This is a genomic window from Pseudoalteromonas sp. P1-7a (genome assembly GCF_001401855.1).
Taxonomy (GTDB): Bacteria; Pseudomonadota; Gammaproteobacteria; order Enterobacterales; family Alteromonadaceae; genus Pseudoalteromonas.
The window spans coordinates 49,366-66,038 of the sequence record NZ_LKDU01000011.1 but is presented as its reverse complement, the minus strand read 5'-3'; the positions used below and the strand labels follow the sequence as shown (position 1 = coordinate 66,038).

Annotated in this window: 16 protein-coding genes and 1 tRNA gene; 13 read left to right on the top strand and 4 right to left on the bottom strand. The window is 37.8% G+C overall.

The window, feature by feature from the left end:
• Nucleotides 1-13 precede the first annotated feature (13 nt).
• Nucleotides 14-823: an ABC transporter substrate-binding protein gene (locus AN389_RS09190; protein ID WP_055019682.1), complete on the top strand. Its 810-nt coding sequence runs from the start codon at nt 14-16 to the stop codon at nt 821-823.
• Between the two features lie 51 nt (nt 824-874).
• Here the strand turns inward: AN389_RS09190 and suhB are convergent, their stop codons facing one another.
• Complete coding sequence (suhB, locus tag AN389_RS09185; RefSeq protein WP_055014760.1) at nt 875-1,678, bottom strand: inositol-1-monophosphatase; 804 nt, start codon at nt 1,676-1,678, stop codon at nt 875-877.
• Between the two features lie 432 nt (nt 1,679-2,110).
• Here suhB and AN389_RS09180 point away from each other — a divergent pair, with 432 nt between their 5' ends.
• The gene (locus tag AN389_RS09180) at nt 2,111-2,527 is read left to right on the top strand and encodes a VOC family protein (protein ID WP_055014707.1); all 417 of its coding nucleotides are present in this window, start codon (nt 2,111-2,113) and stop codon (nt 2,525-2,527) included.
• 68 nt (nt 2,528-2,595) lie between these two features.
• On the opposite strand, the gene AN389_RS09175 is transcribed toward AN389_RS09180, so the two are convergent.
• Nucleotides 2,596-3,252: a LiaF domain-containing protein gene (locus AN389_RS09175; protein ID WP_055014708.1), complete on the bottom strand. Its 657-nt coding sequence runs from the start codon at nt 3,250-3,252 to the stop codon at nt 2,596-2,598.
• A gap of 317 nt (nt 3,253-3,569) precedes the next feature.
• Here AN389_RS09175 and AN389_RS09170 point away from each other — a divergent pair, with 317 nt between their 5' ends.
• The 3 genes from AN389_RS09170 to AN389_RS09165 all read left to right on the top strand — a co-directional run bounded on the left by AN389_RS09170 (nt 3,570) and on the right by AN389_RS09165 (nt 4,706).
• Nucleotides 3,570-4,136 (top strand): BON domain-containing protein, encoded by a 567-nt coding sequence (locus tag AN389_RS09170; protein ID WP_055014709.1) that lies wholly within the window; start codon nt 3,570-3,572, stop codon nt 4,134-4,136.
• A 65-nt stretch (nt 4,137-4,201) separates the two neighbouring features.
• A complete protein-coding gene (locus tag AN389_RS20165; protein WP_004587604.1) occupies nt 4,202-4,360 on the top strand; it encodes a YqaE/Pmp3 family membrane protein in 159 nt (52 codons plus the stop codon).
• A 269-nt stretch (nt 4,361-4,629) separates the two neighbouring features.
• Nucleotides 4,630-4,706, top strand: a tRNA-Ile gene (locus AN389_RS09165).
• A 189-nt stretch (nt 4,707-4,895) separates the two neighbouring features.
• On the opposite strand, the gene AN389_RS09160 is transcribed toward AN389_RS09165, so the two are convergent.
• Together AN389_RS09160 and AN389_RS09155 are read right to left on the bottom strand one after the other, a co-directional pair.
• Entirely contained in the window at nt 4,896-7,496 is a 2,601-nt protein-coding gene (locus AN389_RS09160; RefSeq protein ID WP_055019681.1) for a tol-pal system YbgF family protein, read from the bottom strand.
• Nucleotides 7,489-8,973 carry an ATP-binding protein gene (locus AN389_RS09155; RefSeq protein ID WP_055019680.1) on the bottom strand — a complete coding sequence of 495 codons (1,485 nt, stop codon included), beginning with the start codon at nt 8,971-8,973 and terminating at the stop codon, nt 7,489-7,491. The genes AN389_RS09160 and AN389_RS09155 overlap by 8 nt, the downstream gene beginning before the upstream one ends.
• Nucleotides 8,974-9,540: 567 nt before the next feature.
• On the opposite strand from AN389_RS09155, the gene AN389_RS09150 reads away from it, so the two are divergent.
• The 8 genes from AN389_RS09150 (at nt 9,541) to AN389_RS09115 (ending at nt 16,661) form a co-directional block, all read left to right on the top strand.
• A complete protein-coding gene (locus AN389_RS09150; RefSeq protein ID WP_055019679.1) occupies nt 9,541-10,401 on the top strand; it encodes a phage integrase N-terminal domain-containing protein in 861 nt (286 codons plus the stop codon).
• 138 nt (nt 10,402-10,539) lie between these two features.
• The gene (locus AN389_RS09145; protein WP_055019678.1) at nt 10,540-11,517 is read left to right on the top strand and encodes a hypothetical protein; all 978 of its coding nucleotides are present in this window, start codon (nt 10,540-10,542) and stop codon (nt 11,515-11,517) included.
• Nucleotides 11,514-12,599, top strand: a complete 1,086-nt coding sequence (locus tag AN389_RS09140; protein WP_146258069.1) for a hypothetical protein — start codon at nt 11,514-11,516, stop codon at nt 12,597-12,599. Before AN389_RS09145 ends, AN389_RS09140 begins: the two co-directional genes overlap by 4 nt.
• 3 nt (nt 12,600-12,602) lie before the next feature.
• On the top strand, nt 12,603-13,280 hold the full coding sequence (locus AN389_RS09135) for a hypothetical protein (RefSeq protein ID WP_055019676.1): 678 nt from the start codon (nt 12,603-12,605) through the stop codon (nt 13,278-13,280).
• Nucleotides 13,281-13,827: 547 nt separating this feature from the next.
• Entirely contained in the window at nt 13,828-14,055 is a 228-nt protein-coding gene (locus AN389_RS09130; protein WP_055019675.1) for an AlpA family transcriptional regulator, read from the top strand.
• The gene (locus AN389_RS09125) at nt 14,055-14,921 is read left to right on the top strand and encodes a hypothetical protein (RefSeq protein ID WP_055019674.1); all 867 of its coding nucleotides are present in this window, start codon (nt 14,055-14,057) and stop codon (nt 14,919-14,921) included. Before AN389_RS09130 ends, AN389_RS09125 begins: the two co-directional genes overlap by 1 nt.
• 241 nt (nt 14,922-15,162) lie before the next feature.
• Nucleotides 15,163-15,510: a hypothetical protein gene (locus AN389_RS09120; RefSeq protein ID WP_055019673.1), complete on the top strand. Its 348-nt coding sequence runs from the start codon at nt 15,163-15,165 to the stop codon at nt 15,508-15,510.
• Between the two features lie 158 nt (nt 15,511-15,668).
• Entirely contained in the window at nt 15,669-16,661 is a 993-nt protein-coding gene (locus AN389_RS09115) for an Abi family protein (RefSeq protein WP_055019672.1), read from the top strand.
• Nucleotides 16,662-16,673: the final 12 nt, after the last annotated feature.

Sequence of the window (16,673 nt, the reverse complement as noted above, 5' to 3'; positions counted from 1 at the left end):
ATAGGTAATTATTATGTTGCCATTAAAAATTGTCGTTGGTGGGTTTGCTTTATTTGCAATTAGCTTTTTTACGCATGGGGTTGAAGTTGTTAATGTTGCTCAAAAGCAAAGTGTGCAAAATGCACGCGAAGAATACCTAAGTGAACTATTAACACGCGCGCTAGAGCGGGCCAATTATCCTGTAGATATAAAAATGCAGCCAGTGAGCTTGCAGCAACAACGTGATTTAATTGAGTTAAATAAAACAGGGTTAGATATTTATTGGAGCATGAGTAGCCCCGAGCGAGAGGCGCGGGCAATAGCGGTTAAAATACCCTTATTCAAAGGGTTTATAGGTAAGCGCGTTTTGCTAACCAGTAAAAAAAATGTTGGAAAATTTAAAGGTATTACTACTTTAGCGCAGTTAATGGAGCTTTCTGCAGTGCAAGGGCATGATTGGCCAGATACAAAAATAATGGCCTATAACGGCTTACCTGTAAGGCCGCTGAGTAACTATCAAGCTATGTTTACGCTTACCAGCCGGGGACGAATCGATTACTTTCCACGATCATTTATCGAAGTTAATTCTGAATTGGTTGCTAATGCACAAAGTAACTTAGTTATTGTGCCTAATTTATTTATTAGTTACCCCACGGGTATTTATTACTTTGTTGTTAGTAGTAAACCTGCTTTAGCGCAGGCTATAGAGCGGGGGCTAAAAAAAATGCAAAACAGTGGTGAGTTTGATGCGTTGTTTGATGAGTATTTTGCAAAAGATATAAACTCACTCCCTTTTACTAAAGGATACGTCACAGAATTAAAGCTTGATAACCCTTACTTTTAAAACAAAAAAGGAGCCTCAGGCTCCTTTTATTATACAGTTAACCGCACTTTATTAGCGAAGTAACGACTCAGATAATACAGGGCGAATTTCGCGGATAATTGCTTGAGTAAGCTTAGGGGCTCCACAAATAATGTTGCCGCTATGGTTGTAGTTAATACCACCTGCAAAATCAACAACCATGCCGCCAGCTTCTTTTACAAGTAACTCGCCAGCTGCTGTATCCCAAGGTTTTAAACCAATTTCAAAAAAGCCATCAACACGGCCCGCGGCTACATATGCCATATCAAGGGCAGCAGAGCCTGCACGGCGAATGTCTGCAGTGTGTACAAATAAAGCTTTAAATGCATCTGAGTATGCATCTAAGTGATGCTTTTGTTTAAACGGAAAGCCTGTTGCTAAAATTGAACCAGCTAACTCTACGGTTTTAGTCACCCGTAAACGTTTGCTGTTTAGTTGTGCGCCTTGGCCACGAGATGCAGTGAAAAGTTCGCCACGAATTGGATCGTAAATTACAGCTTGGTCTAAACGACCTTTTACTTTTAGTGCGATAGAAACCGCGAAATGAGGGATACCCTTGATGAAGTTAGTTGTGCCATCAAGTGGGTCAACAATCCATTGGTAATCTGCATCTTTGCCTTTGTGCTCACCTAGCTCCTCACCAACAATGCAGTGGTCTGGGTAAGATTTTAAAATTGTATCACGAATTACGGCTTCGGCTTCTTTATCAATGTTGGTCACTAAATCGTTAGTGCCTTTTTGTTGAATTTCAACTTTTGATAAATCTTCACTTGCGCGAAGTAAAATTTTGCCTGCGTTGCGCGCAGCGCGAACCGCAATGTTTAACATTGGATGCATGGTATTACCTTTGGGTTGTAAAAGAACGTTTATATATTTAAGCCGGCGTATTTTAGCGACTTTTGCCATAAAGTAAACAATAAACCCCAAATACTTTTGTGTGTTTTTTGTACTACCTTGAAACACCTATATATTTATTCATTTAAAATTTTATAAATAACTTGAGCTTTGGGTAATAAACCTATCTCCAGCTGCTATTTTTAGTGCTAACAGTGCTGATTTTACTTGCAATAGGCCTGCTCTTGATACGTGAATTTGCCTTGTTTTCATTGTAAATATTTGGCCAAAGAAAATTAATTCAAACATCACAATAGTTCATTATGTTAGTAAATATCTTAGTCGGGGGACGGGTAAAAAAATAAAAAAGTGCTTTACCTAAAGTTAGCTTGAGGTTTTATCTTATTTTTAAGCAATTAACTAAGGTAAATAATAATGAAATTAGAACACGTACATTTAGTAGTAAACGATATAGACGCAATGCTTACATTTTACCGAGCAGCGTTTCCGTATTGGTCAATTAGAAGTGAAGGTAACAACACGTGGTATGGCAAACCTAAGCGCTGGGTACATTTTGGTGACGATAATCACTACATGGCTATAAGCGACAACGGCGAGCATAAAAACAGAGATTTGACAGGGCATCAAGTCGGGCTAGCGCATTTTGCCTACGTTACAAATAACTTAGACGCTGTTATACAACGCTTAAAAAACGCCGGATTTAGCGCTGATAAAATGGGGGCGGAAAACCCATTTAGAAAAAACGTATACTACTTAGACCCAGCAGGGTTTGAGGTTGAGTTTGTGCAGTATATGAGTGACATTCCAAGCGAGCGAAATAACGACTTATAAAAAGAGTATTAAAAAGAGGACAGAAAAGCGCTCAATAGGGCTTTTCTATCCCCTACACTTTATGTGCACTATTTATTGTTCACGCCAAGCTGCGCTTTTAAGTCATTAGCAAAGCTTATAAACTTTTCTTTTATAGTACGCTTTACTTTAACCTCTACAGAGCCTAATACAGTCCTTCCTTCAATCTGAATTGTGGGGCCTTGGCGCTTATTCAGCGAGACCGTTTTATTTTCAAAGCTGCCCATTATACAAAACATTTTTGAAACCACATTAACGTGCTCTGGTACGTATATTTCTTCACTTCCAAAATAACAGCTGACGTGAATAGTGACGTGTTGGTGAGTGAATATGGCATCGGTAAAGTCGAGCACAATTGACCCCATATAATTTTGGATATAAATATCTTTAGGCACAACCCATTGGCCGCTACGTTCGCTTGAGCCCAAAATGCTTTTTAACGTTAGGCTTTCATTTTCGCCTTGTTGTGTACTGTAGTTAGGCGCGAACTGAGTTTGTTTTTGAGCAGTATACTGTGTATCGGCATGTAGAGTTAAATCCTCAACTAAGCCAAGTAGAGCCGTGTTGTCGGTTGTATCCATAGCGCTGTCTAGGCGCCTTTCGAAGGCTTCAGCAGATATCTCACCATGGCTGTAATTATAAATAAGTTGATCTATCACTTGCTCACGAACTTGCTCTATTGGGCGGTCTTCAATTTTTACAGACATGGGATTAATCCTTTTATATTTGCATTATCGTTTTATTAGCAAGCCATATACCAATATTAAAGTTATTGTATATCAATCACTTATTCTTTATTCGAGTTCCGTTGTTTTACTATATTAACGATAAATTAACCAAAACAGCAATATAATCGTTATTTTTACCACTTAAGAAAGTTTTACCTAATAGCCTGTAAATGTTTACTCAGCTGTATTTCTATTTATAGCTCATGAAACGTCTAAGTGCATGAATTTAATTAATAAATAAAGTTGGCCTAAAGCTCGCATATATAAAAGTGTCTTTAATCAAAAGGAGAAAGATTATGAAAACATTTAACAAATCTATGATTGCGGCTTTAGTTTTAGGTACTACAGCTATGGGTGCTCAAGCGGGCACGTGGGAAAATGAAAGTAAAGATGCTTGGATTGATGGTAAGGCAGAAACAGTGCTTCTTATGAACACTAATCTAAACAACTTTGACATTAACACTGATGTAAAAAATGGCAAGGTAGTACTTACAGGTAAAGTAAACAGCGACCTTGATAAAGAGCTAGCTGAAGAGCTTGTAATTAGCCTAGATGGCGTATCTGATGTAGAAAACAACCTAACTGTTGTGAAAAACATGGATATGGACGACAAAGACCGTAACACTATGGATGATGACGATAACGACTTAACTGACGCTAAAATCACCACAGTAATTACAACACGTTTCTTATTTGACTCAGAGGTTGACGGTACAGATATCGACGTTGATACCGACAACGGTATAGTAAAGCTTAAAGGTTCAGTTGAATCTGAAGCTGAAAAGCAGCTAGCAGTAAAAATTGCTAAAAATGCTGAAGACGTTCGTGACGTAGTAGATGAACTAACTATCGTTGCTGAATAATGCACTATACTAAAAAGCCCAGCTTAGCTGGGCTTTTTGCTTGTCATTTTTAAAGGAGCTACATTATGGATATCATTCGTATAATATTGTCGATTTTATTACCGCCACTGGGTGTATTTTTACAAGTTGGTTTAGGTATGCACTTTTGGCTAAATATTTTACTAACTTTACTGGGTTACTTCCCTGGTTTAATTCACGCTATTTACATTATCGCTAAAAAATAATGTGTGGTGTGTTCAATGTGAGCCGGCCACTTTTTTATAATTATTAAAATTGTAAAAAAGCGGCTTGCATACTTCTGCATTTATTTTCCCACTATTTCCTGCCTATTCGCACGCAAAAAGATTACTATTTAAGCAGTCGGCTTACTGATTGTTAAAATAAAGGTTTTTGCTAGTGACAAGCCTTAAAAAACTTTTTATACTGCAACCCGCTTTAGTCGCTCAGTGGCTAAACGCTTCAAAAATTAACTACCGCGTAGTTATACAAAGTTGGCCCCTTAGCTCAGTTGGTTAGAGCACACGACTCATAATCGTTAGGTCCCCAGTTCGAGTCTGGGAGGGGCCACCATTTTTCAATGCTTTCCAAGTAAATACCTACTAACAGAAATTACCCTGTGCTACCTCTGTGCTACTTTGTAGTATATACATAGTTAGGTTAGGTTTACAGCACTAGCTGAGAAAGGCTTACAGGGCTTTAGAGAGTATCAGTGTGAGATAATTGTGGCAGCCTCAACTACCACATAAAAGAGCTTTGGTGTTACTCGTCAGTATTTATAATTTCACAGAGCTGTTTTCTGTGCTTTTCCATTACTTTTTTGTACTTAACTTGCTTCTCAATTTCCCCAGAGTCTAAGTGCTTAACGTCAACAACTTCATTCCTACGGTATTTTCTTGAATTGACAACTTGTTTAATCAAGGTATTTTTTACTATTGTTGCATTAACTTCCTTACGAATCCTCTTAATGTCAGCTTTCGTTAAATCTTTCAATACTAGCTCATCTTGGTCAATATCATTAAGAATTTGTAATAACCTCTCAGCTTCATCTTTTTTATCTTGCTTGTCTACATGACTTCGCATTTTAAGAAGCAAGATATTTAGCAGCCTGGCTTTAGATATGTTCGCGTTTATACCTTCTATACTGATAATTAAATCACAATAATAGCGCGCCTTTTTATTCTCACCTTCTTTAATCAGATCAAATACTTTTCTTTCAAATAAATAAATATCATTCGGATCAACAGTTTTTATGTAGTTTTGAGCTCCTTTAAAGAAAGCATCCTCTGCTTGCTGGTTAGGCGTATTACCCTGTAGGCGATAACTTAGAGCGAGAAACTTGTTGGCTAAAAACGCGGTATCTGCTGTTGTATAATTCCGCTTTAAATTCGCAGTGTAGCCAAGCATGTATTTAGAAAGCTCTATTTTTCCTTGTTGAAGTACCGCAACAGATAAGTTCAACATAAAATCGCCGAAACCTGATTTTTCTTTGACACAATATTGAGACAATGTATCTAGAATATCCGCGATGTAGGCTCTCCTATCCATCTTTTCTGCAATATCTATAAGCAACAAAATGTCACTGTCATTTACATCTAAGTCTTGGGGCTCCTGCTCATCTAGGAGAACATCACTTTCTTTAAAAAGTGATATAATTTCCAGTCCTATTTCTTCAAACCGAGACTTGTTTGTATTGAGAGCATGAATTAATGGTTTTATTCTTTGCTTGCTATTCTCTGTGTACTTTGTGCAGGAAATGAAATACTCATATGCTTCGTCAGGACTGCTTTCAGACCTCAACTTACCCAAAGTAAAGTAGCTTGATGAAATTACCTCATTTGGTGTGCCCTCATCGTTTTCATGTATAAAATTTTCCAACTTATGCACCACATCCGATCTTTCTATGTGGCCACTTTGAAATTGGATTTTATACTCTAGAAGTTTGATCGGCTTCTCAAACTTTCCAGTTTTTAGCGTCGCTAACTCGTTGATACATTTTTGAGCATCGTCATATAGGCTTTCTTTGAAATAGCTATATGCCAGCATATAGTTCTGTTCAATATATAAGACTGGCCAAACATCCCCTTCAAGCATATTTTTTTCGTAAGTATCAATCGTCTGCCGATACTCACCTAATAAGAAATAGCAAGCGCCAAGCTTGTAATAGATGTTAATAAGTTTGTCACCATGAACTCCATCTTCTTTAAGAAGCTTTTTGTATAGCTCTTTGGCTTGTTCGTAATCTTTGTTTTCAAACTGTTCATCAGCTTTACTAAGTGAGACCTTCTTACTTTTGTTAACCTCAACCAGCCAGTCCAAACTCAATGAGCGTTCGATAATTTTGTTTTTTATACAAAGAGAACCTTTTTCATAGTCAGAGCTCAAAATTCCAGCGAGGTATAGCTTACTTTTTACAGAATCAGAGAGCTGCTCTAATTTATTGTAATATATTGATAAAACACCTTCCCTGAGCTCTGGGCTTGAGACCATTAAAGAGCGAATATGGTCAATTGGAGGGCGGTCATAATTATTGAGATAGAGCTCTTGAACTATTTTATCAATATCCTGTGCTTGGGGTTCTACATCATTTAAAACAATGTTCTCAACCTCAGATAGTACTTCCCAAGTTAGCCTAGGGTTTCCCCCTGTCCAATAATAGACTCTATCTTTCACATTCTCGCTGAGCTTATCGTTTAAAGACGCTTTGACTAAGAAGTTATCAAACTCATGTCTGGTAAAGTCCCCTAAAAGAATCTTCTGTCCTATATTGAATGGCGATATAGATTTATCCTTAATAATATCGCTCGGTTCAGCAACTCCAGAAAGAATGTAATTCAGTCTCTCAAGTTCAACAAAGTTTACTCGTTCAAAAAAGACGCTTCGTATTTGAGCGAAGATTTTATCCGAGTAGTCGGCGGCTGTAAGTGAGTCAATTTCATCTAAGTTAATGATTAACTTACCTTCTATCTTAGACAAAATTAAGCGCAACTCTCTTACGTGCTCTCTGTGAGCCGGTAGCTTTAACTCTCCTCTATTTCTTTCTATTTTAGATTCGATATCTTCCAGCTTATCGAAGTTACTATCGATAATTTTATCAATAATATTTCGAAAGCATTCTCTGTCTGTTTCAAATCGATTTGAGAGATCTATATACGCAAAAATATCACTATCTGTTTCTAGTTCCCTTTTTGCGTTTAACAATAAATTTGTTTTTCCCATTTGCCTAGCCACAAGGATGTAACCAGGCCTTCCCATATCATTCAATAGGCGCTTTATTTGATTATCTGCACTTCTTTCCACGTACAAGCTAGAGGGAATAATGGTAAATGGACCTAGTTTCTTATTGTCGTAATCATTAATCATTTCCAATCTCCATCAGCATTTCTCTAAACTTCTCTTTAACTTTCCTCGGGTTACCATTTAATTCGCTCATGCATAATTCCAGCGTGCTATCAGAGGGTAAATTGGATCTAATTAGATCAATTAGCTGGCTTATATCTTTATTTTCCCAGCGAGGCCATTCTAAAATCTTTAGTCTTTCTGATACTTTTTCTTGTTCAAGACGAAATTCGCTATTTGGCTGAAAAATGGATGAAAGAATAACCCTAACATTTGACCCTCCATTTATCTTAGTAATCAGAGAGAACAAGTATTCTGCGAATTGATTAAACATAGGTATATTTTTGATTGGAATTTCTTCAATAAATAAGAAATAGCTTCCGTTCGCTACCGCATTATCAATCACTTCAGAAATTTTACTAATTGAACTGTTTATATTAGAAGTAGGAATGCAATCTATTAATTCTGGAGCCATTTGTTCCAAAATAGTATCGAAAATTTCATGGAAACTACATTCTAAACAGGACGCTAGTGAAATATATTTGAAATTAACATTTCGTCTGAAAAGTTCCCTAAGGATTGAAGATGTTTTACCTGTTCCAGACTCGCCGCAAACCCACAAACTATAATGAGATAGCATCAATGTTAGTTTATGATCTTCTGCTCTTTCAAAATAATAAGGCTCATGTTTAAGCTCATAGCGATCAAACAAGACTGGGCTATTTTCAAGGCCTACGTCATTACACTTAGATAGAAATTCATTTTTAACGAGTAGATCAAGTAGTAATTCGTGAGATTGATGCTCTTTGCCATCAGGCTTGACAATAGAAGAGTGATCGCTATCAGGAATTGTTTTACTGTGAAAATATCTCACAGCAGATTCTTTATTGACCACACGACTTGATATAAAAGGTATTCTAAATGGAGCTTTGTTTTCTACAGCTTCAACTCCGCAAATATTGACTTTTTTACTATCTAAGAATTTGCGGAAGCGCCCATCTAGATCTTTCAAAATTTCACTTCCCCAAGTTAGTTCAGACGAGAGTTGGTGATTTGTCAGCTTTGATAAAGCTCTAGCAAGGAAAGGAATCTTTGAACCATAAGATGGAGAAGCGCCTAAAAATAAAGCTACTCGCTTGTCCCTGAAAAGTTCGCATTCTTGTTCTAAGATGTATCTAGCAACAATCCCACCAGTACTATGCGTAACGAAAACTATTTTTTCGAAGGTAATTGGAGCTCGGTTACCAAGTACATCAACCCTAGTCAGCTGACCTTTAACTTCTTCAGCACACTCTTGGACACCATAGTCATTCGAAGTTGGTGATGTATAAAATTGTGATAAAAAAACAGAAGGGTTTTTAAAACGACTATCTTGCGTTATTAAATTAGGCCAGAAAGTATTTGTAGCTTTATTTTTCCAACAGTATTCAGGGGACGAAAATAGTCCGTGAATGAAAATAATTACCGTGTCAGAGCCATTAATTTTTTGCCATCCTTTCAATATCGTTTTGTCCTTAAGATTTGATTTATAAGTCTCATTTTATAGCTACTAGTAATTTAATCAATAATTAAAGTCGTACCTACTCGAAGAGGTAGGGACGACTCACAGAGTCGCCTATCTCAAGGCCACTGCTCATGATGCCTTGAGACCTAGTATCCAACCGCAAAATCGAAAGGCCAGAAGAGGGAACGGCATCCACTTGAAGAAATAGCTACTTGCAATCTAAGATCAATATGCTAGTTTAAATATGAACTAGCTCAATTTGAGCAAACAAGAAAAAGGGCGTTTTCCAACTGCCCTCGACACGTCAAGAGGAGCTACATCCGTAGCTGTCAGGCTCAACAGAGCCAGATTAATAATTACCAAAACCACTATAGTCTGCGCCTTGAATCAACAGACTCAGAGCCGCTTTGCTTGTTTGCTTTTGATCAGCCAGCCCATGTGTCTTATGACAACTTTTTTAGTTATGCACTAACTAAGTGGCTTTAAAACTTACCTTTATTGGCTTACGCCCCCTGATCTTCGGTTTTGGTTTTCTATCTTCCACTTAAATTTTGAGGAGTTGATATGAGCCAGTTGGGATATTCACTAAATCAGTTAAACATTAATAACAAAGAACGTAGCCATGCTACACGTCAAAATAGAAAGAGCATTTTTAATCTCGTTGCTAAACAGCTTCATGGTTTTGGCTTTAAGTTAAAAGATGCGAAAGGGTTAAAACCTAAACACGTAAATGCTTTAGTAAAGCATTGGCAAGATCAAAAGCTGGCAAACAAGACTATCAAAAATCGAATGTCGGCCATTAGATGGTGGGCAGATAAAGTAGGTAAACGTAATGTAGTCGCTCGTACTAATGATGAATACGGTATTGATAAGGTACGCAATAGTCCTTTGGGGAAATCCAAGGAGCTTGATATGCAGAAGCACGCACAAATTAATTGCCCATACGTAAAGTTTTCACTGCGATTACAACAAGAATTCGGGCTACGCCGAGAAGAGGCGATAAAGTTCAATGTCAGCTATGCAGATCAAGGCAATTATATCCGCTTAAAAGGCTCATGGACTAAAGGTGGTAAACCCCGCTCCTTGCCTATCCAGAAAGAGTCACAGCGCTCTCTGCTTGATGAAGTTCGCTCTTTTACACGCTCATCATTAATTCGCGCGACAGACCGCTACGTGGATCAAATGCGCCGCTATGAGCGCGAAACTAATAAGGTAGGCCTTAGCAAAAATCATGGCTTACGCCATCACTATGCCCGTCATCGTTATCTAGAACTAACTGGTTGGCAATGCCCCGCTAATGGTGGGCCACGACGTATGTATTTAATAGGCAAAGAGCGGGAGCTAGATTACAAGGCACGAATGATAATTAGTAAAGAGTTAGGGCACGAAAGATTTAGTATTACTTACACATATTTGGGTAGTTGAGCTCAATATACAGCCAACATTAAGACATATTATTGTGTTGTGAGCCTATGAGATAGGCGCTAATTACTCTTTGACTAAACAGATAGAAATGCCATAAAGTAAGTAGCCATAAGGACCCTTAAATAATGGAGTAATGAAATGGCGGAGACCATAAACACAGCAGAAGCAGCCGTTCAGATATCTAAGGAAATATTTTCTGTTTTTAAATGGAAAAAAGGAGAACTACACGACCAAAACTTAGATTGTGTAATACCGGAACACGAAAAGCCTACTCACCCTTGTGATTGTGTTTTTTATTATATTGACCCTTACCTTGGGAAGGTCATTTACTTAAACACCGATTTAAAGAGCTATGGTGCTGGTAGTATCAAAAAAACAGCTGTTGGTAACGCATTAAAAAGCCTATCTCTCGCTACTCACTGTGCAAACGTTTCTGATCAATGGAAAAACTTATATCTATTGCCAGATATTGAGTTTGACTACAATATTCGTGGGTTCTTGTTTGTATACAATCACGATAAAGAATATTCCAATAACTTTCACGAACAGTTATCCGCAATAAACCCTGCTAACTTAAAAATTGCGAAAAATCAGCAGTTGCATGTTTTTGGCCCTAGGCAGATTGAAGATTGCTTCGCTATTTCCAGCGATCTGAAAATCCAAAAAGGTGATCAAGATATCGAAAAGTATTCTTTTTGGTACCCCGATATGATCATTCATAAAGTTAGGCATGGAGATCCATGGGACCAACCAGCAACAATAGAACTGCTATCAAGCCCCCTGATAATCGTCAAATACTTAACCAGGGCAAAAGAGGAAGGTTATATTATTTATTACCGTAGAGATGGGAACTCAGTAGAAGAGTTCGTTTATTTGATTGATTTACTATCACACTATCAAATACTTTCTGAAGAACTTCCTATTAACCTGCGCTTTATCTCCAAACACGCAGATAATAACATCCAAACCAATTTCAAAAATGCGAAGTACCAATATATGCAAAATTGGTCGATGGATGAAGCACGGGAAAGACAGCTTAACCAAATATCTCCAGAGCTAGTTACTCGACATACTGCACACTATAATATTGGAGAGTTAGGATGGAGGGAATTATGATCAATAAAAAACAGTACGGACCGACCTTATATTACTTCCATGATAAAGCTATTTATGACGGACTTTCTCAGCATAGTATATCGAAACCTGACCTACACCGCTTCTTATTAAAAAAAGGTGTTCTAGCTTCACAGGAAAGTGATACTGGTTTATTGGCTTATTATTTATCCTCGTTTACTTTTGATTATTTTGATCGAAACCACTTATCGGAATTGTTAACTACCACTCCTAAAAGAGAAAACGTTAGTTCTAGTACCATTAAGACTGAAGAAAACCCAGCCCTATCAGATGAGGCAATCCGACAAGCATTGACTGTTTTAAAGGGAGAGTTAGCTACAGATCCTGACTGTGCCGCAAATGTGGTTTGTTCAAAAGATAGTTTTGTTCTGGATATTACATACAAAGACCACGATCTCAGAAAACCTGAGGCTCGACAAATAGAAACCAAAAAAGCTCAAGTTGAGATAATAAAGGATGAAAGTGGCTATACAATAAGAAGTCCTGCAAATGATTTTGGTTCAAAAATAGTGGAACAGCTAAAAGACTCCTTGAGCAAAGAAGTTGAAGAGCAGCTGGTAGTCAAAGAACTTAGTTTAACCTCAATCACGGATAGTCTTTACGTATCAAAGTTCTTTGAAATCTTGATGAATAATGTAGAAGGTTACAATCTGAAGGATGTAACTAACGTTAAGCTTTTTCATCCTGAAAATGATGAGGAAAGTGAAGAAATAGCAGCTAGTCATATAAGGAAAGCTATGCTTAATGGTGAACAGGTTCTTATTTCACCTGAGCTTAAAAGCTTATTTGATAGAGGTTTCCACATTTCCAGTGTGCAATGGGTATCGGATGAAAAACTATATGCTGGTGACAGAGTTGCTTTCGAAGCATCACTTAAGAAACCTGAAACTAAGGAAGGGTTCTCTTTTCAAATTCGAGGGATCTATAGGTATAGTGAAAGGACTCATGACATAACACAGAAATTAACCACACCTAGTAACATTGAAAAAAAAGCAATCCATAAAAAGTTAGAGCAGGCTTCAGAGAGCGCATTAAGTGAAGTTAATGCGATGCTAGAGGACTAATTCATGGAAAGGTTCTATTGGTATAAAGCTGAATTGAGAAGTAATTTCGAGAGCTTTGCACGTGCGATTAAAAAATGTACATTTGATGATGGTATTGGTCAAGGTTTTACCGTGTCTTCAATTACCGAAAACACTTTAACGGGAAAATACATTCTCTCTAAATATGTAACCCAAGAATACATCAACCCATTTGGTGAGAATGAAATAGAAGAGCGACGAGTTTTCGAAATGATAGATTTCGAGCTAATAAACGGTCCTACTATTCTAATAGAAACAAAAAACCCGGGAAGGTGTATGAAGCCATTTTTTAATGATCTCCATAAATGCTCAAACTATGATTTATCAGTAGATACCCCTTCTTTCAATCTACCTAACGTAATAGCTGAATTAAATAGCAAGGGCTTGAAGTTCATCGATGTAAAAGAAATAGAGTTAACTAATTTAGTGTTGGGAGCCAAAGCTACTGGTTCCTTAATTGTAAAAGGTAGCTTATCTCTTGAAGATTATGAGAAGACTTTACCTCTAGCTGATATCAGACATCGTTTAAAAAAATTTAAAGCTATAGTCGATTATAAAGGTATTAGAGATACTCTTGAAGTTCACACTTCATCCAAAATCATCACGTCAGGTAAGCTAGCACAGTTAATAATCCCCCATATTCGAGACACCCTCTATGATTAAGGGTGTCACTATCTCTTACCACCACGACGCATCCAAAGAAACGATTATGGATGAACTAGACTTAAGTTATGAAGACAACAGCATTAAATAGTTCAATTCAGGCCTCAGCTGGGCTGAACTACAAACGTTAAAGCTAAAGAGATACAAAGAGGAACAAGGCTATAAGTAAGCCCCAAAATTAGGCATGCCTAATCTTTCTAAACCGACTCGACCGGAGTGAACCACACAGAATTAGGCATGCCTAATTCTATCTGGCAACACATCAATCAAAGGAGAGAACAATATGCTACCGCTAATCGTAAGCAATATCATGATCTTATCGCTTGTTTTATTTTTCTGGTTGCTGTTTCGACGAATGAAAGTGCGTAATTATTAAAAAAGCGGTCTAAACCATTCCCCGATTTGGCATGCAAAATTGAGCTCTCTCCCAGCACTTAAATTGTTCAAAAAAAAAGCTCCGGAAAAGTCAGGGGGGTTTTTCTGAGACAACGGTAAATTCATTCCCATAATAGTAAGGCATTCCATATATTAGTAAACGGAGTGCTTTATGCCGAAAATCAAACCTCAATTTTATACAGCAGATGAAGTTGCAGAAGCTTTATGCTGCTCTAAGCAAACCTTATACAATAAGCTAAGTGAGAACAGGCAAGCAAAAGCACGTCACTCACTGCCTCCTTATATCAAGCAAGGTGGTAAAACACTCTTTCCTATATCAGAGTTCCACCACTGGATTGAAACGCAGCCTTTAATTCGCAGCGGGGAGGTTCATTACTAATGGCCCTTTCTCATAACAACATAGAGATAATTACAAAGTGCCCTATAGAAGAGCGCACCATTGGTTTATACCCAGCATTTTTGATAGACCCATGTATTTTGCCTCTTAAAAAGCTTGAGAAGTGCAATGTCGAAGGCTTTGGCAAGTACAAAACTGTAATGTTGAGTAGCCCTCAAATCTTGCCTCATGGCCATTATGCAAGGTTGATTATTGCTCATCTTACAACACAGATCAGCCGAAGGCCTGAACTACCTTCATACGTCATAGCTAAATCGGTAAGCGACCTGTTTCAGCAAATAACAGGTCAAGACTGTATATCAGGTGGCACATACGCTAATTTTTTACTCTCTCTCGAAAGAGTGTTTGATAGGACATTTACAGTTGTTTCAACTAATAATTCAGAAGATAAAACTCGAAGAAGAGGGTTTTTCGCTGAAGCAGATAATGTGAGCACCAATGAGTATGACGTTGGTCAATTCAACGCTAAATACAAGCAAGTTCTCTACACTCCCTCGAGCAGTTTTAAGGCGTTGATTACCGATGATAAAAGTATTATCCCCATTGATTTAAGATTCCTTCAACTTGCTCGAGCTAAGGACATTGTTCTCGCCCATGATCTCTACCTATTTCTCATACGTCGAGGTTACGGACGCAAAAGAGTTGGTTTTGTTCCTTGGGTGACTCTCCACAAAGACATCTTTCCTTATTTTAAACGATTAGCCTTTAGTAGATTTAAACGGCGCTTTTTGCTCGCTTTAGATTTCATTCTTGACTGCCATCCTCATTCAGGCATTCGTGTAGATAAAGAGGACAAAGGTTTAGTCATTCCACCTAACAACTATCTACTTCGTGGCAGAGGAGGCTAGTGTTTAGTTGCTTACAAATTATGTATAAGTAGTTGCTAGTAATGTCACTGGCGGGCAAAAGTTTGTCACTGGCGAACAGTTTTATGTCACTGAGAGCCAAATGTTTGTTACTGGCGTGCAAATGTTTGTCACTGAAGGACAGTAGTACCAGTGCAGCCCTTTACTATCAAGGCCTCTAGCTCTCAGCTTAATACCTTAAATTCTCAATATCCAAAAATCTTATTATTAAGGACACTTAACTGTGAATAACAAAGCATATAAGTACGAAAAGTACATGAGGAAGCTGCCTTACATTAAAGACCTTCAGTTATACAAGGCTGTGGGGATGACTCTTTATCTTATCATTGATAAAAATAGAACTTTGAAGTTTGCACTATCTTCTGCAAGCACAAAACATAATTTTAAGCCAAAGAAGCGAATTGAAGACCTTGTTCGAATAGCTCTCCCTGATGACTTCTTCGACAAAAGGCAAAGAGCTAATGCACCAAAAGAAAAGCGAGAAGAGGCTGCTATCAGGCACCAAATGCTCCGTGATATGGAGGCTCAAGCTGATTTACACATTAACTCGATGCGTGAAAAAAACGAGTAAATTTCTAATGCCCAGAAACGAAAAAAGCGCCGCAATGGGCGCTTTTTCGCATACATACAACCTACTCTGTTAATTTCGGCCACATGTATGTACTATGCACATAGGTTATGGAACACAGTGAACCTATGTACGTTCACTAGAGATGATAATAGATAAGAATGATTAGAAACGCAACACAAATTGACAATAGCGTCAAAAAAATATGTGACAAAGAAATTGAGCGCTACATCTCAGCCCCTCGATTAAGAAGCTATGAAAAAATAATAAAAAACAAAACCCAAAAGAACCTTATCGCTGCATATGCTTGGAATAAACACGTTTCCTCAGCTATTTACCCAATCATACAATGCCTTGAAATTTCACTAAGAAATGCTTTGCATGAAGCCGCTTCTGTTCATTTCAAGACCAAAGATTGGTACGAGCCAGTATTGAAGCATGGTGGAGACAACAAATTTATAGCTGAACATAAAAAGTTCACTACAAAATACTACAGAAAATCAGCTGGTTACAAGAAAGAGAAAGGGAAGCAAGCATGGGTGTCAAATCATGAAAACATGCTTAAACGGGCCCAGAAACAGCTAACTAACAATGGAAAAAGCCCTAGCCCAGATGCTATCGTCAGCGAGACAATGTTTGGATTCTGGGTTAGCTTTTTTGAGGATGCTTATAGTGACAAAGATCCAAAGAAAAGTCTTTGGCCTCATATCACAAGCGATGTTTTTAAGAATAATAAACGGTTGGATAGAAAAAGTGTTCAAGCAATGTTATTAAACCTCAAAGAGCTAAGAAATAGGCTTTCCCATCATGAGCCAATCTGGAAGAACTCTGCTGTCAAAAATGATGAAGATGCCATAAAACTCCTACATGAACGTATTGAAGATGCAATGACTATCATTAGAGGAATCTCAGAAGATCGCTATAGACAGTTCGTAGCTTCAGGACAGCTTTCCTACTTCAAAGGTATATGCTCAAAGAAGACGTTGCTCAGATACTTAAAAGGCAATAGTGAAGTCACGATTGATAAACGCAAGCTAAAAAGACTAACAGTAAAATCTTTAAAGCAGCCTCAAGTAGAGCCTATCGTTCTATCTGTTAAAGGAGTTCCAAAAATTGTTATTGATTTGTGGCCTGGATGTGGACTGACACCATAGTGAGGCAATGGT